Below are 16,602 nucleotides of genomic sequence, written 5' to 3'. Positions count from 1 at the left end.
GATGTAATGATTTTGACCCGATATTATCATATATTTAAATTTTTGGCCTGGGTCGGGAAATCCCCAGACCATATCTGTATCTAATTGGTATCTGTGTATTTTAACTTTCGCGCTAAGGAATGATAATGGTTAGCAGGAAATCTGAGCCACTAGCCCAGGACGATCGCACTTATAACTATGAGGGTGAATGTGAACATCGTGCTTGGGTAGAAGTAGATACCTCGGCGATCGCCAATAACGTCAAACAGATCCGCCACCTACTATCCCCGGAAACTAGGTTGATGGCTGTAATTAAAGCAGATGCCTATGGTCATGGGGCGGTGAGTGTGGCTAAAATTGTGTCTGAAATTGGGGTTGACGATTTCGCGGTGGCTACCATTCCCGAAGGTATTGAATTGCGGCGCTTAGGTATTCAACAGCCTATTTTAGTGCTGGGGGCTGTTCATACTTCTGATGAGATCAAGGCGATCGCCCATTGGGGACTACAACCCACTTTATGCACGCCGACTCAAGCCCTACTTTTCTCGGAAACTCTCCAATCAATTAAGCGATCGCTACCCGTTCAACTTAATATAGATACCGGAATGTCACGGCTGGGGACTTGGTGGGAACAAGCCCTAGAATTTGTGCAACTGGTGCGGGGATTACCTAATTTGGAGATTTCTGGCATATATTCCCACTTCGCCACCGCTGATATTCGCGATCTGCACCATTATGGATCAGCAACATTGGCGCTTTCAACAAGTCTTAGCCCAAATTCAGGAACATACAACCCTCTTCTCTATCCCTACCGTCAAACCCTGCTTACATCTAGCCAACTCCGCCGCCACCTTAACCGATCCAGCTTTACATTATGATATGGTCAGGGTCGGCTTATCCCTTTATGGGTTATATCCCGCCCCTCATTTGCGATCGGTCGTCAATCTTCAGCCCGCCATGAGTATTCGCGCCCGTGTTACCCAAATCAAAACCATTGAAGCTGGGTGCGGCGTTAGTTACGGATATAAATTTATCGCCAAACAAAAGACTCCCATTGCAGTTGTCGGTATTGGCTATGCTGACGGAGTACCCCGCCACCTGTCTAACCAGATGAAAGTCCTAATTCGCGGTCAATTCGTCCCCCAAATTGGCGCAGTCACTATGGATCAGTTAATGTTAGATGTAACTGCTATTCCTGATTTGCAGGTCGGAGAAGTCGTTACCCTTTTGGGAAGCGATCGCCATCATAGCATTTCCGCCGATGATTGGGCACAACAGTTAGGCACGATTTCCTGGGAAATCCTCTGTGGATTTAAACATCGCCTTCCTCGGATTCTAATTAGTTAAACCCTGAAACCAGAAAACATGAGCTTTTTTAGACCATCACCAATTACTCCCGGTCCCGGACAAGAATCAGTTTGGGACTATCCCCGTCCCGCCAAATTGGAGGATACCAATAAACACCTGCGGATTATTTTTAATGGCATTACTCTCGCTGACTCCCGCAACGCTAAACGGGTTTTAGAAACTAGCCACCCCCCAACATACTACATTCCCGGCGATGATATTCAACTTGAATATCTTGTGGAAACTTCCCTGCCGCACTATGTGCGAATGGAAGGGAGTTTGTGTTTATTATGATGTCATTGTCGGAGATAAGCGAGTATCTAATGCCGCTTGGCGTTATGTGCAGCCAACTCCCAGTTTTGTCGATATCCAAGACTGTTACAGCTTCTATGCTAGTCTCATGGATGAATGTTATGTTAATGATGAGTTAGTGCAATCTCAACCCGGAGATTTTTACGGCGGTTGGATTACTCAAGATATTGTCGGACCTTTTAAAGGTGGGGCGGGGACAATGGGCTGGTAAATCCTTAATCATTTCACCTGAACACGGCTAGAGGGAACAGTTAATAACTATCCCTCTTCCCATTAGAGCATTTTGCCGAATCATGAATTTTAATCTTTAACTTTCCCAGCCTATTTTTAATGCCCAAAAATCCGATTAATCACCTGTTTTTACCATGATAATATCATGCCCAGTTAATTCTGTATCTGTGAGAGTCAAGCAATTTTTATATGTTAGACATTAGGCGGCATATCTGTCATATACTATGTGTTATATGTACTGTGACTATCATTGTAACTAACCCTTTAAACCAAGTGATTGCAACTCCATCCTTCCCACCCAATTTAACCACAGAAGCCACCACCATTCACCCTAGCCAAAACGTGACTAAAACCATCCTAGAAAATGGTCTGACCGTTTTAACTAAACCCGTCCATACCGCCCCAGTTGTGACAGTCCAGGTATGGTATAAAATCGGATCACTAGACGAACAACCGGGGGATAATGGTATCGCGCATCAACTGGAACACATGATGTTTCAAGGTACTACTACCCGCCCTATTCAATATGGTAGTTTATTAGAAACCTTGGGGGGAGATTTTAATGCTTTTACAGGTTATGACCAGACAGCATATCATAATACTGTGGAATCTAATGCCTTAAAAAGCGTTCTCATTTTGGAAGGCGATCGCCTCAAAAATGCCCTGATTTCTCCAGAACAACTTGACAAAGAAAAAGGAGTAGTTATCTCCGAGTTACAGGGATATGAAAATAGCGCCCAATATCGCCTCAGTCGCGCCGTCATGGAAGCCGCCTTTCCTCATCATCCCTACGGTTTAATGATTGGTGGAACTAAAGCCGATGTCGAAACTTTCACCGTCGATCATGTGCGTTCTTATTACCATCTCAATTATCGCCCTGATAACGCGGTTTTAATTGTGGTTGGTGACTTTGACCCCGCATCAATTCTCACCACAATTCAGGAAATCTTTGGCGGCATTCCTAACCCGGATGAACCTCCCACCAGTGTACAGCGCGGACAAATTCCCAGTACCTTTCCCCCCCAGATTTTACCATCAAATCAACCCATTATTCTACAGGAACCGGGAGCCGTCCCCTTTAGCCTAGCAATTTATCCAATTCCCGCCATTAATCATGATGATATTCCCGCCCTGAATATCCTGGATTATATTTTAGATAATGGTGGTCGTAGTTCTCGGATTTATCAAGAATTAATAGATAGTGGAATTGCGACGGATGCTGGCAGTACAGTAGTTAATTTAAATGCGGGAGGTTGGTTAGAAATGTGGGGAACTACCACTAACATCAAATCTCTGAACCGCCTCGATAAAGCCTGGCAAAAAATGATTGTCAAACTACAAAAAAAATTGGTGACTACGGAAGAACTTGATCGCGCCAAAACCCAAATCCTGGCTAGTTCTATCCTGGAAAATCGTGATCTGACCAGTCAAGCCATGCAATTAGGTTTAGACTGGACAACAACGGGGAATTATCGCTATACAGAAGATTATCTAAAAGCGATCGCCAAAGTCACAGCAGCAGACGTGCAAAAAGTCGCCCAAACCTATCTCAAACCAGAATATCGCACCCTGGGAAGATTTGAACCCACCCAGACCCAAACCGAGTCAACAACAGACCCAAATGCTCTTAATTCCGCCGCCACTAAAGTTAATATCCAAACGAACGGTCATCATCGCATTAGTGAACCCCCAGACCCAGCAGCCATCAGCCAATATCTGCCAGAAATTCCCCCGCGAAAGTTCACACCATCACGCCGCCGGAGTCTTTCACCCTAGATAATGGGATGCGAGTGTTATTACTAGCGGACAATAGTACCCCATCGATATCAATTCGGGGATTTGTGAAAGCCGGGGAAGAATTTGACCCCCCAGGTCGGGAAGGGTTAGCCCTACTAACTGCGGAAAACCTAATGAGTGGAACAGTAAGTTATAATGGGCAATCATTAGCCCGTCGTCTGGAAAATCGAGGCGCAAATCTCGAATTTACTGCCGCCACGGAAGGGGTAGATATTTCGGCTTCCGCTCTCAGTGGTGATTGGCTTCTGGTTTTGGAAACGCTGGCTGATGTATTGCAAAATCCCACTTTTCCCCAAAAATGGTTAGAACTGACCCGCCAACAACAGATATCTGAGTTACTAGAATCTGAACAGAATCCCGCCTATGTGAGCCACCGCGCCCTACAAAAGCAGCTTTACCCCAAAGACCACCCGCTGCATAGTTACCCCACCCAGAACAGCCTCAGAGCCATCTCTCGTGATGATATTAAGAATTTCCAGAGGACTTATTATCGCCCTGAGCGGACAGTTTTGGTAGTAGTCGGAGATTTTGATTTAGGGTTGATGCGATCGCAAATCGAAACCCAATTTGGCTCCTGGAAAAACCAAACCACCGCCCCGGAAAATCCTTGGCCGCCCGTTTCCCTACCCGCCAAATTTGTCTGGCTACAGGAAGAGATACCCGGTATAGTTGAGTCAGTCACCGCCATGGGATATCCTAGCATAGACCGCCACGATTCCCGCTATTATGCAGCCCTAGTTCTTAATCACATCCTAGGGGGTGGCACTTTGTCAAGTCGCCTAGGACTGGAATTGCGCGATCGCCACGGACTCACCTATGGGGTGTATAGTTGGTTTAATTCTGGGTGGCGTTGGGGTTGTTTCACTATCGAAATGCAAACCGCACCGGAAAACGCAGCATTAGCAATTGAGAAAACCCTCGCCCTACTCAAACAAGTTCAGCAACAGGGAGTTACCCCCTCCGAAGTAGAAACCGCTAAACATAGTATAATTTCGAGCGATCGTGTAGCTTTAGGAGATCCTGAGTTTCTCGCTGGTGTAATTATGTGGAATGAAATCTTCCAATTTCCCCCCACAGAACTTAATCAATTTTACCAAAAAATTGACGCGGTGACTCCCTCATTAGTTAACCAAGTCGCCGGGGAACTTATCCACCCCGATCGCATAATTGTTGTCACTTCCAAACCCGCCATTACCCAACCTTTTGTCGGGCGTGTCAACACCCCCCAATAACCCAATTTTTGAGGGTGCGTCATCACCATGACGCACCCCATAAATACTTAATCAATCATTGATTATCCACCCGGATAATTAGATCATTCCGGCCCCCTTACCTCGCGTATCTTCAGACATAGTTAATTTACCTTCTTCGTCCGTTTCATTAACTTGTTTAAGGGTTTCGACTCGTTCAGCTTTATCGGCTTGTTCTTGTTCCCGTAAATCACCAGGTTCCTCAATATACATTTCTGGTTCAACGGCAAAATTATCTAATAGCCCTTCTCGACTCATACGATAACCACCCGTAGTATCTGTGGTTCCCTCTGCTGCGTCAGGAGTCTTTTTAAAGTTGTCCCCCTCCCTTTCCATGCGGGCGGCTGTTTCCGCTGACATGATGTTGCGATCGTAGTTATCACCTACTGTAGCCTGATTATTTTTTTGAGTTGCCATAATTTGATTTTCTCCAATTTTGTGCTACAATAGCTAAGTTATCTTGTGGTTCTGGGTGAATTAATCACCCTATTTATTAATGTTGGGAACTACATTGGGGCGTTCTTTATCCTCCCAACCGACAGGACGCTTAGAGTTATACCAAGCAATAGAACCAATAGAAGCTGCTGCAATAAACCCTACTACCAAGGATAAAGTAGCAGCCACTGGAAAATGAGGCGCATTTGTTGCAACTTCAGCTAGAACTAAATTAATATCCATAAACAGATATTTTCCTCACTAATCAGCATTAACCTCATACTATCAGTTAATCTCTATGTCGTCTTCTACCTTCAGTGGTACATTAATCATCAATTGCATCATCCTAAAGTTCAATACCAATCATTCCTAGGGTGGTGCGTCAGATATCAAACCGTTTCGGCTGAGAAACCCGGTTTCCTGACCTCTGTGGGAGAAACCTTTCTTCCAGAAACCCGGTTTCTTTGATAAACCCGGTTTCTTGACCTCTGTGAGAGAAACCCGGTTTCTTGACCTCTGTGGGAGAAACCCGGTTTCTTGACCTCTGTGGGAGAAACCTTTCTTCCAGAAACCCGGTTTCCTGACCTCTGTGGGAGAAACCCGGTTTCCTGACCTCTGTGGGGGAAACCCTACTATAATTGTCAATTGTTAATTTATAACTGGTTAATTTCTTTGCGGAGGGCTATTTCAACCCGTTGCCATTCAGCCATAGTTTCAGCAAAGCGTTCAACCGCACTACCAGTAACAAAACATTCTACTTCTGGGCTGTCACTTTCCATCCCCGCACGTCCCATATATTCAAGTTCCTTGCAAAACTCAGAAAATCTCAAGGCTCCCAATTGTGCGCTACTAGATTTTAACGTATGGGCGGACTCTTTTAAACCTTTAGCATCTTGGGCATCAATAGCTTTACGGATACCATCAATATGTTGTGGTGCTTCCTGTAAATAGGTAGCAATTAGCAAATCCACAAAAGGATCATCTTCATCATCATATTCCCTGAGATTTTCCAAAACTTGATGATCTATGGGGCTATTATCGGTCATTAATTCTTCCTCGAGACTATCATTATTTGGCATTTTGTGCCCATTAGTTTCAGTAACATCAACAACCATCACCTGTCCATTTGGACTACCCCCATTTGTATTTTGTTGAGGGACGGTTGTAGATTTAACCCGATATCCATTTTGAGCAGATACTTCGTGAACTTCAGTTACCGTCGGAGAAATCGGATGACATTTAGCTAAGGCTTCGGCTAAAGCCTCTCGGCGGACAGGTTTAGTAATATAATCATCCATACCTGCATTCAAACACATTTCGCGATCGCCTTGCATAGCATTAGCAGTCATCGCAATAATTCTAGGTTTCCGTGGACCCATATCGCTACCATCTGAGTAAGCGGCACAGATATGTTTAGAAGTCTCCAAGCCATCCATTTCCGGCATTTGTACATCCATCAAAATTACATCATACTGTTGTCGATTTAAGGCATCCAAAACCTCCAAGCCATTACCAGCAATATCGGCGCGATACCCTAAACGTTGTAATAGTTTAATCGCGACTTTTTGGTTAGTGACATTATCTTCAGCCAATAAAATCCGCAAATTGGCATGAGGTTGGGGAATTGCCGGGTCATAGCCGGACTCAGCATTCTTAATATGATAGTGTTTTTCAATAGTCTGGCTATCAGCAAAAATCTGCATGAGGGTATTGTAAAACTGAGATTGTTTGAGAGGCTTGTTAACCAATCCCGCTACATTAACACCCTGGGCTTCTAGTCGTCGCAGTGAATCGGTATTGCTAGCATAATTAAACATGACTAAATTAAAGGGTTTTTGGCGGTATTTACCAGAAATCATCTGTTTTTCTAATTGGCGAATTCGACTCGCCAGGGTTGCCTCATCCATATCTGGTAAATTGATACCCAAAATAATTAAATCTAATTCGGGGTTATCATGCAAAACCTTTAAGGCATCCGCGCCAGTTTTGACGCGCACGGGAACCATACCCCAAGATTTAACCTGACGGGTTAGCAGTTTTTGATTAATGTCGTGATGTTCAACAATTAACACTTTCTTACCATGAAGGAAATCATCACTAAATTCTCCCAAATCGGGGGTATTAAATCCGCTACAAACTATGGTAAAGTAGAAGATAGAGCCAGGTCTTTTCACTTGTGGGCGCACAAAGTCAGGGGGAGGATTTCCGGCTACACTAGATATCAAAGATGAGCTGTCATCTTGCTGATGTTCATCGAGCAAATTTACCCAACTAGCCACCCACATTTTCCCATTCATTAATTGACTCAAGCGCTGAGAAATTGCCAAACCTAAACCTGTGCCTCCATATTCCCTGGTGGTGGAAGCGTCAACTTGAGAAAATGCTTTAAATAGGCGATCTATCCGGTCGGGAGGAATGCCAATTCCGGTATCTCTGACTTCAAATTGCAGGACGTAATTACTTTCAGTAAAATCAGAATCATCAGATTTTTTTACGTCTTTTTTAGCATCGACCTGGGTAGCTTTTACTGCTAAAACTACCTCGCCTTCGGAGGTAAACTTAATCGCATTGCTGACCAAATTAACGAAGACTTGACGCAGGCGAGTTACGTCACTTACGATAGTTTTGGGAGTGGAAGGGTCGATAATATAAGCTAACTCTAAACCCTTTTCGGCGGCGCGACCGGACAGCAATTCTAGGGACTCTTCCAGACAGTTACGGAGTTTAAAGGGTTGCCGTTCTAGTTCAAGTTTACCGGATTCAATTTTGGAGAAATCGAGGATATCATTAATAATGGTTAAAAGGGAATCACCACTGGTGCGGATAGTCTCGACAAAATCTCGCTGTTCGGGGGTTAATTCCATATCTAATAGTAACCCGGTCATGCCAATTACTGCATTCATGGGAGTACGGATTTCGTGGCTCATGGTTGCCAGAAATTCACTTTTAGCACGACTAGCAATTTCGGCGGCGAGTTTGGCTTCTTCTAAGGCTTGATTTTTGGCTTCGAGGGCGCGATGGCTTTTGACTTCGGCTTCTAGTAATTTGGCTTGGGCGATGGTAATTCCTACTTGGGAGGCGACATCTTCGAGAAATTCGATTTCGTCTCGGTTCCACTCGCGCATTTGTTGGCATTGATGCAACATAATAATGCCATTGGGTTCGTCTTGATAGGAAGTGCGAACGGCTAACATGGATTTTAAGGCCATGCGACGACAGAGGGGAATGGAAGATTCCAGTAAAGGTTCGGAAAAAACATCGGTAGATGCGATCGCTTCTATCGGAAGCGAGGAGTGCTTCAATATAGGGATTATAAGATACAGAAATTTCCAGCTTGAGGGTAGACTCATAGCCAGTTTCTAGGTATTCTGCCACACAGGTTAGGTGTGGATAAGGTTCGGGAATATAGGTATAAATAGAACAGCGGTTAACAGCAAATACCCGACCAATTTGGCTGGCGGTAGTTTGAAATACTTCTTGGGTTTCCAGTTTAGAGCGAACTTTATGGGTAATTTCTTTAAGTAATACTAGATGCTGATTTTGTTGCTGAAGTGCTTGCGCCGCCTGTTCGCGAGCAATTTCACTACCAATATAGGTAGCCATGAGTTTCAGGATTTCCTTTTCAATGGCTCGAAATTTTGAGCGTGGCTGATAACTCAGGAAACTGAGGGTTCCATAGTCTCTACCACTGACGGTGACTTTTACGCCTAGATAGGCTTCAAAACGGCGCACAGCGTATGCTGGGTGGTCTTTCCATGGGGAATCGTGGAGTGATTCGATACCTACTACCTCATCAGACCCGGCGGATTCTCCTTCTAAGGTTTGATGGAGGGCGAGGGTATCGCCTTTGGCAAATCCGAAGGTCAAATTTCCAGGAATACGGGTGGCGATCACTTCATAGCGCCCCCCCCAGACGCGCCCTAGCAGTCCTATTTCCATACCAAAGCGATCGCATCCCATTTGTAAAAGACGGGTGATACGAGTATCAAAATCGGCGTTAGAACCAATAGTGGCTTCATAAAGCTGAGTCATGGCTTCCGATCTTTCTTGCAATTCGTTGGGCAAGGTGGATTGTGGGGGGACAGACGGAACCGGAACCCTCGGCGGATTTTTAACTTCTGGCTGAGACTGAACTTGCTGGGCGAGTTTAGCTAGGGCGGTGTGCATCGATTGGGGACGCAATGCACCCATAAGGATGGCGCTAGGGGATATAACGCTGATGGGATAGTTGCGCTCATCCATCACTACTAGGGGTAGTTGGTGATAGTATTTCCCCATAACTCTTAGGGCGGCTCCTAGGGTAATGCGCGATCGCACAATTACGGCTGGGTTATTACAGATGCTATGGGCTGGGGTTGTGTAAAAATCCACCCCTAAAGCTACCAGGGTGAGAATATCTTGGCTGGTGACAACTCCCACTAATTTAATCGCCTGTTTATCGGAATTGGGTGCTGATGTGTTCTCTGGGGGGGGGACGGTTTCGGTGACAACTACAGATGGCACTCTGTACCTGGACATTAACTTAGTTATATGGAAAATCGAGGAGGAGGAGGGGGCGTGAACTAGCCTAGATGTCTGATTGCTGGCAATTTGACTCAGTTGGATTACGTCTTCTGGTACAAAGGTCTGTTGGGACTGAGGAGCGACGGACGAGGGACTACGACCATTGGTAGAATAGGATAATGACTGAGGCTTTTTCTGGCTATTATTGCTCCCAGATAGACAGAGGAAATTTTCCGGACAGATCACCCCGGTGACTTCCCCCGATCATTGACAATGGGTAAATGGTGGATCTGGTTTTGCTCAAAGTAAGCAAACAGGGTAAAGATATCGGTCAGGTCGGACTCTTTGGCGCTAATCACAGACCGAATCATAATCCGGGAAATGGGAAACCCACAGAGGCGATCGTTAATTGAGCAAAGCTGCACTATATCCTGGACTGTAAAAATCCCCACCAATACGGAATATACTTCCTGAAGAGTGGTGTCCTCTTCACTAACAACTTTTTCCGGTTTTTCTACAATCAATACATAGCTTGACCTCTTGCTACTCATCAGCAAAATGACATCTTCGACAAGAGTATCTGGCTTGGTCGTCAGGGGTTTGCGGTTGATTGCTTGAAAAATGGAGGGAATAAACATGGGACAGCTTCTGGTGATTGGGATTGGAGAAGGTGAGATCGGGAGTGATGGAACATCATTGACTCAAAATGACAAGGGGGCTTAGTGGTTGGGGGGTAAAACCCCCTTTACTATCTCCAGGATAAATTGTATTTGGGGTAAATGTCTGATCTATTTTCCCTTGCATCGGCCAAAATCTATATAAAATAAGGATTAGGGCTACTTTCAGGGAATCTGAGGGTCATAAATTTCAGCTTACTGATCAGGCTACATCTCCCTTAGAGATTTCCCCCCTACTACTATTGTCAACTTAACCGCCCAGTATTCCCAAATAATCCCTAGTTGGGATCGTTGATGGTCAATGGTATGCTGGGGAATAACTTAAACTCAAGGTTATACACTGCCCACTATCTGCTTATATGGCTATTTTGGATTCTAAAGGTCGCTTATTCGGAAAGGTGAGCATTCTCGACCTCGGCGCTGCGACTGTCATTTTGTTGGTGATTGTCGGAATTTTCTTTTTCCCGGGAACTTCTGGGTCGGTGGCTCAAATTGGGGTCACGACTAAACCCGTGGAAGTTGATGTGATTGCTTTGGGGATGCGCGGACGTAATCCCCAGGATTTTCTCAAGGCGGGAGAAAAGACTAATCTGATTATCCGTAACCAACCCTATGGACAGGTAGACATTAAAGCGGTTGAGTTCCTACCTCGGACTATCCCAGTTACCCAACCTGATGGGAGTTTGAGGGCATTACCTGACCCAACGGCTGATTTTATTTTCAGTAACAATATTTTGCTCACTTTGGAGGGCCAGGGTCAAGTTACTAATACGGGTCCGGTTTTGGGTAATGTCAAAATTCGCATTGGTAATACGGTAGAACTAGAGGGCAATACCTACAATTTTAATGCCAGTGTGGTTGATATTCGGGTTCAGGATTAATGGTGGGTTGATTTCATGCGGATTAAAATTTGTGGCATAACCCGACTAGACCAAGGACAGGCGATCGCCTCTTTGGGGGCGACTGCTTTGGGGTTTATTTGCGTTCCGGCTTCCCCTCGCTATATTAGCCCCGACCAAATTCGGGCGATTACCTCTCACCTACCAGACAGGGTAGACCGGATTGGGGTTTTTGCTAATGCCACTTTTGAGCAAATTTGGGAAACTTTCCATCAGGCTAAATTAACCGGGGTACAACTTCATGGCGATGAATCCCCCTTATTTTGCGATCGCCTACGACAAGAACTTCCCCATGGCGAGTTAATTAAAGCTATCCGGGTTAAAAACCCACAATCTCTCAGCCTAGCTGACAGCTTTATTCCCCATGTAGATGCTTTGCTGCTAGATGCCTATCATGGTCAGCAGTTGGGGGGGACTGGTCTCACCATAGATTGGCAATCTTTGGGTGAGTTCCGCCCCGCCATACCCTGGTTTTTGGCGGGGGGACTTAATCCTGATAATATTATTAATGCCCTCAGTTGCCTACACCCTGACGGTATAGATTTGTCTAGTGGAGTAGAGCGATCGCCTGGAGACAAGGATATGGCTAAAGTTGCTCAACTATTTGAGAAGTTAAACCTGACAAAATCCTTCGCCTATCCATCGGAAGATTTGCTATAACTCCTGATTAGATTGTATCATTAATCAACAGACAAAAACAACTATACCCCTCCGGGGAATGAGTATCTAATGACTACTGATCAACCCCTTGGTTCTGTGATTCAAGGTTCTTTGACAAAGGGACTGGAAGTGCGACTACACGCCGATGTTTCCGTCGAGGACATGAGAGTTGGTAAGTTTTTGGTAGTCTATGGAGTGCGATCGCATTTCTTTTGTTTACTAACTGATGTCTGTCTAGGAACCTCTAGCCCCCGCATTCTTAGCAATCCTCCTCTACCGGAAAATGATTTTCTCCAAGCTGTGTTAGCCGGAAATAGCACCTATGGCACTATTGAACTTAGTCCCATGTTAATGCTGAATCGGGATGTCTGCGATCACTATGATATTCAACTCAAGGTTAACGGGAATGGTAACGGTGCCGCCTCTTTTCAACCTAACACCAACACCGAAGAGTTTGAACTACTCCCCGTTAAAACTATCCCCACCCACTTCTCTCAGGTCTACGAAGCTAAGGAACGAGATTTTCGGGTGATTTTTGGCTGGGAAGATGACCCACAACGACGTAATTTTGCGATCGGGGAACCTATTGATATGCCAGTTCCCGTCTGTCTCGACCTCGATCGATTTGTGGAACGCAGTAACGGTGTTTTTGGGAAATCGGGAACCGGAAAATCTTTTTTAACCCGGTTATTATTATCGGGAATTATTCGTAAACAAGCGGCGGTTAACTTGATTTTTGATATGCACTCTGAATATGGTTGGGAGGCTGTATCGGAAGGTAAACAATTTAATACGGTTAAGGGATTACGACAACTTTTTCCGAATCAAGTAGAAGTCTATACTCTTGACCCAGAGTCTACCCGCCGCCGAGGAATTCGAGACGCTCAAGAGTTGTATTTGAGTTACAATCAGATAGAGGTAGAAGATTTAAACTTAGTTCAACGGGAATTAAATCTCTCGGAAGCTGCTTTAGATAACGCTAATATTCTCTGTAGTGAGTTTGGTCAGGATTGGATCTCCCAACTTTTGGGGATGACTAATGAAGAAATCCAAATATTTTGCGATGAACGCCGGGGTCATAAAGGGTCGATTATGTCCCTACAACGGAAGTTGATGCGTCTGGAAAATTTGAAGTATATGCGGGCTAGTTGTCCGTTTAATTATATCGATCGCATTCTTCAGTCTCTGTCGGCTGGAAAGCACGTTATTGTTGAGTTTGGTTCCCAGTCGGATATGTTATCCTATATGCTGGTAACTAATATGATGACCCGCCGCATTCACCAGTCCTATGTCCGAAAAGCTGAAACATTTTTGGCTTCTAAAAATCCTAGCGATCGCCCTCAACCTCTGGTTATTACCATCGAAGAAGCTCATAGATTTCTCGATCCAGCCGTAGTTAGGTCTACTATTTTTGGCACTATTGCTAGGGAAATGAGAAAGTATTTTGTCACCCTATTAATTGTCGATCAACGTCCGTCAGGAATTGACTCGGAGGTGATGTCTCAAATAGGGACTCGTATCACCGCTTTATTAAACGATGATAAAGATATTGATGCGATTTTTACTGGGGTTTCTGGTGGTCAAAATTTGCGATCGGTTTTGGCAAAACTAGACTCTAAACAACAGGCTTTAGTTTTAGGTCATGCCGTCCCTATGCCTGTGGTAATTCGCACTAGACCATACGATGAGACATTTTACCGCGAAATTGGGGATATAGCTTGGGAAGAAATGCCGGACGAGGTAGTTTTTGAAGCCGCCGCGACCGCTTTAGATGACCTGGGATTTTAGCGACGCTGCGATCGCTTTTGTTGCCAATATCGGAATAAAGGCACACTCACAGTATAAATGGCGATCGCTGCTATCAATCCCATGACAGTCGATCCTAACAAGAAAACCCCCGCCAATTCTGCCCCAGTTTCTACAAGTTCACTAAAGTCTTTAACCGATTGTAGATTGACATCATCAATCATTAGCGAAAATTGATTAATTCCTAGCAGCCACATCCCCACTTGAAAGTTAAAAAAGAATAGGGGAACATAGGTGAAGGGATTACTCACCCAAGTTCCCGCCACCGCTAGGAGTTTATGACCTCGTAAAATAACCGCAACAGCCACCCCGATAATTGCTTGAAACCCAAAAAATGGAAAAAAACCAGCAAACACACCCGCCGCCAGACCCCTTGCCAAATATTCTGGTTGTCCTCGCAGACTGATTAACCGCAGATATACTAACCTTAACCACCGCCACCAATATACCCATCTTCCTTTCTGCGGCGGATATTCAGATAATCGATACACAGATAATTTCTCCTTGCTGCCATTTCTGCCATTTAAATTTTGATTATACAACTTCTCCACATTTTTGGGCATGATTTCATCTAATCATTGACAATTGCTGATTTTTCGGTGCATTGCTGAACCTATGAATTATGGCGGGTTCGGGGGTTGCCTCTTGCTTAATTACACCGAATATGCTATAATATATCGGAAAAACCGACATTAATTAGATTATAAAATATCCAGAATATATGTCAAGTCCCCGTATTCATTCCGACACAATTGAGGAGGTTAAAGAAAGAGCAGATATTTATGATATCATCTCGGAAAAAGTGGTGCTTAAACGCCGTGGTAAAGACTTTGTGGGTCTGTGTCCATTCCATGAAGAAAAAAGCCCAAGTTTTACGGTGAGTCCTAGCCGACAGATGTACTACTGTTTTGGTTGTGGTGCGGCGGGAAATAGCATTAAGTTTTTAATGGAGTTGGATAAATCCTCCTTTGCTGATGTAGTTTTAGACCTCGCGCGACGGTATAATGTTCCGGTCAAAACGGAATCGCCTGAACAGCATCAGGAGTTCCAAAAGACCCTTTCCTTGCGGGAAAAACTCTACGAAATTTTAGCGATCGCCACCAGTTTTTATCAACACGCACTCCGCCAACCCCAGGGAGAAGCAGCTTTAGAATATCTGAAATTTTCCCGTCGTCTGGGAGAGGAAACTATCCAGGAATTTCAGCTAGGTTATGCACCAGCGGGGTGGGAAACCATTTATGGTTACTTAGTAGAACAAAAACATTTTCCGGTAGAATTAGTCGAAAAAGCCGGGTTAATTGTTCCCCGAAAAGCCGGGAATGGTTATTATGATCGTTTCCGCGATCGCCTAATTATTCCCATTTATGATATCCAGGGAAGAGTGATTGGTTTTGGGGGTCGAAGTGTAGGAGATGAACAGCCTAAATATCTAAATTCTCCCGAAACCGAATTATTTGATAAAGGCAGAACTTTGTTTTGTTTAGACCGAGCCAAAAAGGCTATATCCCAACAAGATATGGCTGTAGTTGTCGAGGGTTATTTTGATGCGATCGCTCTCCATGCAGCCGGGATTAATTATGTGGTAGCATCCCTAGGAACTGCACTTAGTATTAATCAAATTCGTCTGCTGCTACGCTATACAGAATCCAAGCAAATTATCCTCAATTTTGATGCAGATGCAGCCGGAACTAAAGCCACCGAGAGAGCCATAGGAGAAATTGAAACTCTCGCCTATCGCGGGGAAGTAAACCTGAGAATTTTAAACCTTCCCAATGGCAAAGATGCCGATGAATATCTATATATTCACACCCGCCATGATTATCAGGATTTACTGGAAAAATCACCCTATTTTTTAGAATGGCAAATCCATCAAATTGTCGGCGGTAAAAGCATCGAAAATGTCGCCGAATCACAGAGAATAGCCACAGCCATGGTGGAATTACTTCGCAAAGTCCAAGATTTAAACCAACGGACTGCTTACATTCAATCATGCGCGGAAATTCTCAGCCAGGGTCAATCACGGTTAATTCCCATGTTAGCCGATAGTCTGCGAAAACAGATTAATAAACCCCTAGTACAAAATCAGCAGAATAAAGCCTCTGATTCCAGGAAATCAGATCTTATTATTTCGGCTCAACGTGACCGGACTCTGTTAGAAAAAGCCGAAGGTTTGTTACTGCGAATTTATCTACACTGTCCAGAGTATCGACAGGAAATAATTAAGGCTTTGGAGGCAGAAAATTTAGAATTTAGTTTAACCAATCATCGTTTTTTGTGGATAAAAATTTCGGAAATCGAGTTAAGTTTACAGGAACAGAAAGCCAGAGAAGATATTGATTTGATTTCTCAACTACAAAACTTCGACCGGGAACATTCATCAGAAATCTCGGAAGTCTCTCATTTATTCTACTTAAACGAAAAGACCATTAATGATATTAAATGTCCTAATATTGGGATTCGCGCCGCTACGGCTTCCCTAGAATGGGTGCTGTGTGAAAAACGCTATCTTCAATATTTAGACAAGTGGAAAAAAACTGATATTAAACTTAATTTAGAATTAGCCGAATACTATCAGCAGCAACTCTACGCGGAACAAAAACGCATGAAAGAGTTAGAACAACTACGCATGGTTAAGTTTTCTGAGTTGACTTTTTAATGTAGTTTGTGAAAACTGACCAAGCCTGTCCCTAGTTAATTAACAATGGT

At 44.3% G+C, this 16,602-nt stretch carries 10 protein-coding genes and 3 pseudogenes; 8 read left to right on the top strand and 5 right to left on the bottom strand.

The window, feature by feature from the left end:
- Nucleotides 1-257: 257 nt before the first annotated feature.
- From alr to NLZ44_RS08920, 4 genes and pseudogenes are all read left to right on the top strand, one after another.
- Nucleotides 258-1,326 (top strand): annotated as a pseudogene (gene alr, locus NLZ44_RS08935) (alanine racemase); the annotation flags it as partial.
- 18 nt (nucleotides 1,327-1,344) lie between these two features.
- Nucleotides 1,345-1,849 (top strand): annotated as a pseudogene (locus NLZ44_RS08930) (DUF427 domain-containing protein).
- Between the two features lie 293 nt (nucleotides 1,850-2,142).
- Complete coding sequence (locus NLZ44_RS08925; RefSeq protein WP_493752549.1) at nucleotides 2,143-3,645, top strand: M16 family metallopeptidase; 1,503 nt, start codon at nucleotides 2,143-2,145, stop codon at nucleotides 3,643-3,645.
- Between the two features lie 8 nt (nucleotides 3,646-3,653).
- The gene (locus NLZ44_RS08920; RefSeq protein ID WP_493752548.1) at nucleotides 3,654-4,898 is read left to right on the top strand and encodes a M16 family metallopeptidase; all 1,245 of its coding nucleotides are present in this window, start codon (nucleotides 3,654-3,656) and stop codon (nucleotides 4,896-4,898) included.
- A gap of 78 nt (nucleotides 4,899-4,976) precedes the next feature.
- Here the strand turns inward: NLZ44_RS08920 and NLZ44_RS08915 are convergent, their stop codons facing one another.
- The 4 genes and pseudogenes from NLZ44_RS08915 to NLZ44_RS08900 form a co-directional block, all read right to left on the bottom strand.
- Nucleotides 4,977-5,333 (bottom strand): hypothetical protein, encoded by a 357-nt coding sequence (locus NLZ44_RS08915; protein WP_493752547.1) that lies wholly within the window; start codon nucleotides 5,331-5,333, stop codon nucleotides 4,977-4,979.
- 69 nt (nucleotides 5,334-5,402) lie between these two features.
- Nucleotides 5,403-5,594, bottom strand: coding sequence for a photosystem II assembly protein Psb35 (gene psb35, locus NLZ44_RS08910; RefSeq protein WP_493752546.1), 192 nt, complete (start codon nucleotides 5,592-5,594; stop codon nucleotides 5,403-5,405).
- 126 nt (nucleotides 5,595-5,720) lie between these two features.
- A complete protein-coding gene (locus NLZ44_RS08905) occupies nucleotides 5,721-5,996 on the bottom strand; it encodes a hypothetical protein (protein ID WP_493752545.1) in 276 nt (91 codons plus the stop codon).
- Between the two features lie 8 nt (nucleotides 5,997-6,004).
- Nucleotides 6,005-10,492 (bottom strand): annotated as a pseudogene (locus NLZ44_RS08900) (response regulator).
- A gap of 398 nt (nucleotides 10,493-10,890) precedes the next feature.
- On the opposite strand from NLZ44_RS08900, the gene NLZ44_RS08895 reads away from it, so the two are divergent.
- The 3 genes from NLZ44_RS08895 to NLZ44_RS08885 all read left to right on the top strand — a co-directional run bounded on the left by NLZ44_RS08895 (nucleotide 10,891) and on the right by NLZ44_RS08885 (nucleotide 13,878).
- Nucleotides 10,891-11,412, top strand: coding sequence for a DUF4330 domain-containing protein (locus tag NLZ44_RS08895; RefSeq protein ID WP_006621656.1), 522 nt, complete (start codon nucleotides 10,891-10,893; stop codon nucleotides 11,410-11,412).
- Nucleotides 11,413-11,427: 15 nt separating this feature from the next.
- Nucleotides 11,428-12,090, top strand: coding sequence for a phosphoribosylanthranilate isomerase (locus NLZ44_RS08890; RefSeq protein WP_493752544.1), 663 nt, complete (start codon nucleotides 11,428-11,430; stop codon nucleotides 12,088-12,090).
- A 69-nt stretch (nucleotides 12,091-12,159) separates the two neighbouring features.
- Nucleotides 12,160-13,878 carry a helicase HerA domain-containing protein gene (locus NLZ44_RS08885; protein WP_493752543.1) on the top strand — a complete coding sequence of 573 codons (1,719 nt, stop codon included), beginning with the start codon at nucleotides 12,160-12,162 and terminating at the stop codon, nucleotides 13,876-13,878.
- On the opposite strand, the gene NLZ44_RS08880 is transcribed toward NLZ44_RS08885, so the two are convergent.
- Nucleotides 13,875-14,459, bottom strand: a complete 585-nt coding sequence (locus tag NLZ44_RS08880; RefSeq protein WP_493752542.1) for a DUF2062 domain-containing protein — start codon at nucleotides 14,457-14,459, stop codon at nucleotides 13,875-13,877. The genes NLZ44_RS08885 and NLZ44_RS08880 overlap by 4 nt on opposite strands.
- Nucleotides 14,460-14,617: 158 nt before the next feature.
- Here NLZ44_RS08880 and dnaG point away from each other — a divergent pair, with 158 nt between their 5' ends.
- Nucleotides 14,618-16,552 carry a DNA primase gene (gene dnaG / locus NLZ44_RS08875; RefSeq protein ID WP_493752541.1) on the top strand — a complete coding sequence of 645 codons (1,935 nt, stop codon included), beginning with the start codon at nucleotides 14,618-14,620 and terminating at the stop codon, nucleotides 16,550-16,552.
- Nucleotides 16,553-16,602: the final 50 nt, after the last annotated feature.

The organism is Arthrospira sp. PCC 9901 (assembly GCF_059013425.1).
Note: the sequence above shows the minus strand (reverse complement) of the source record. Positions and strands in the feature narration are given on the sequence as shown.

What these genes read in the sequence shown, in the direction of transcription:
- dnaG (WP_493752541.1), top strand. Translation starts at nt 14,618, where the DNA reads ATGTCAAGTCCCCGTATTCATTCCGACACAATTGAGGAGGTTAAAGAA.
- NLZ44_RS08895 (WP_006621656.1), top strand. Translation starts at nt 10,891, where the DNA reads ATGGCTATTTTGGATTCTAAAGGTCGCTTATTCGGAAAGGTGAGCATT.
- NLZ44_RS08880 (WP_493752542.1), bottom strand. Translation starts at nt 14,459, where the DNA reads ATGCCCAAAAATGTGGAGAAGTTGTATAATCAAAATTTAAATGGCAGA.
- NLZ44_RS08890 (WP_493752544.1), top strand. Translation starts at nt 11,428, where the DNA reads ATGCGGATTAAAATTTGTGGCATAACCCGACTAGACCAAGGACAGGCG.
- NLZ44_RS08915 (WP_493752547.1), bottom strand. Translation starts at nt 5,333, where the DNA reads ATGGCAACTCAAAAAAATAATCAGGCTACAGTAGGTGATAACTACGAT.
- NLZ44_RS08885 (WP_493752543.1), top strand. Translation starts at nt 12,160, where the DNA reads ATGACTACTGATCAACCCCTTGGTTCTGTGATTCAAGGTTCTTTGACA.
- psb35 (WP_493752546.1), bottom strand. Translation starts at nt 5,594, where the DNA reads ATGGATATTAATTTAGTTCTAGCTGAAGTTGCAACAAATGCGCCTCAT.
- NLZ44_RS08920 (WP_493752548.1), top strand. Translation starts at nt 3,654, where the DNA reads ATGCGAGTGTTATTACTAGCGGACAATAGTACCCCATCGATATCAATT.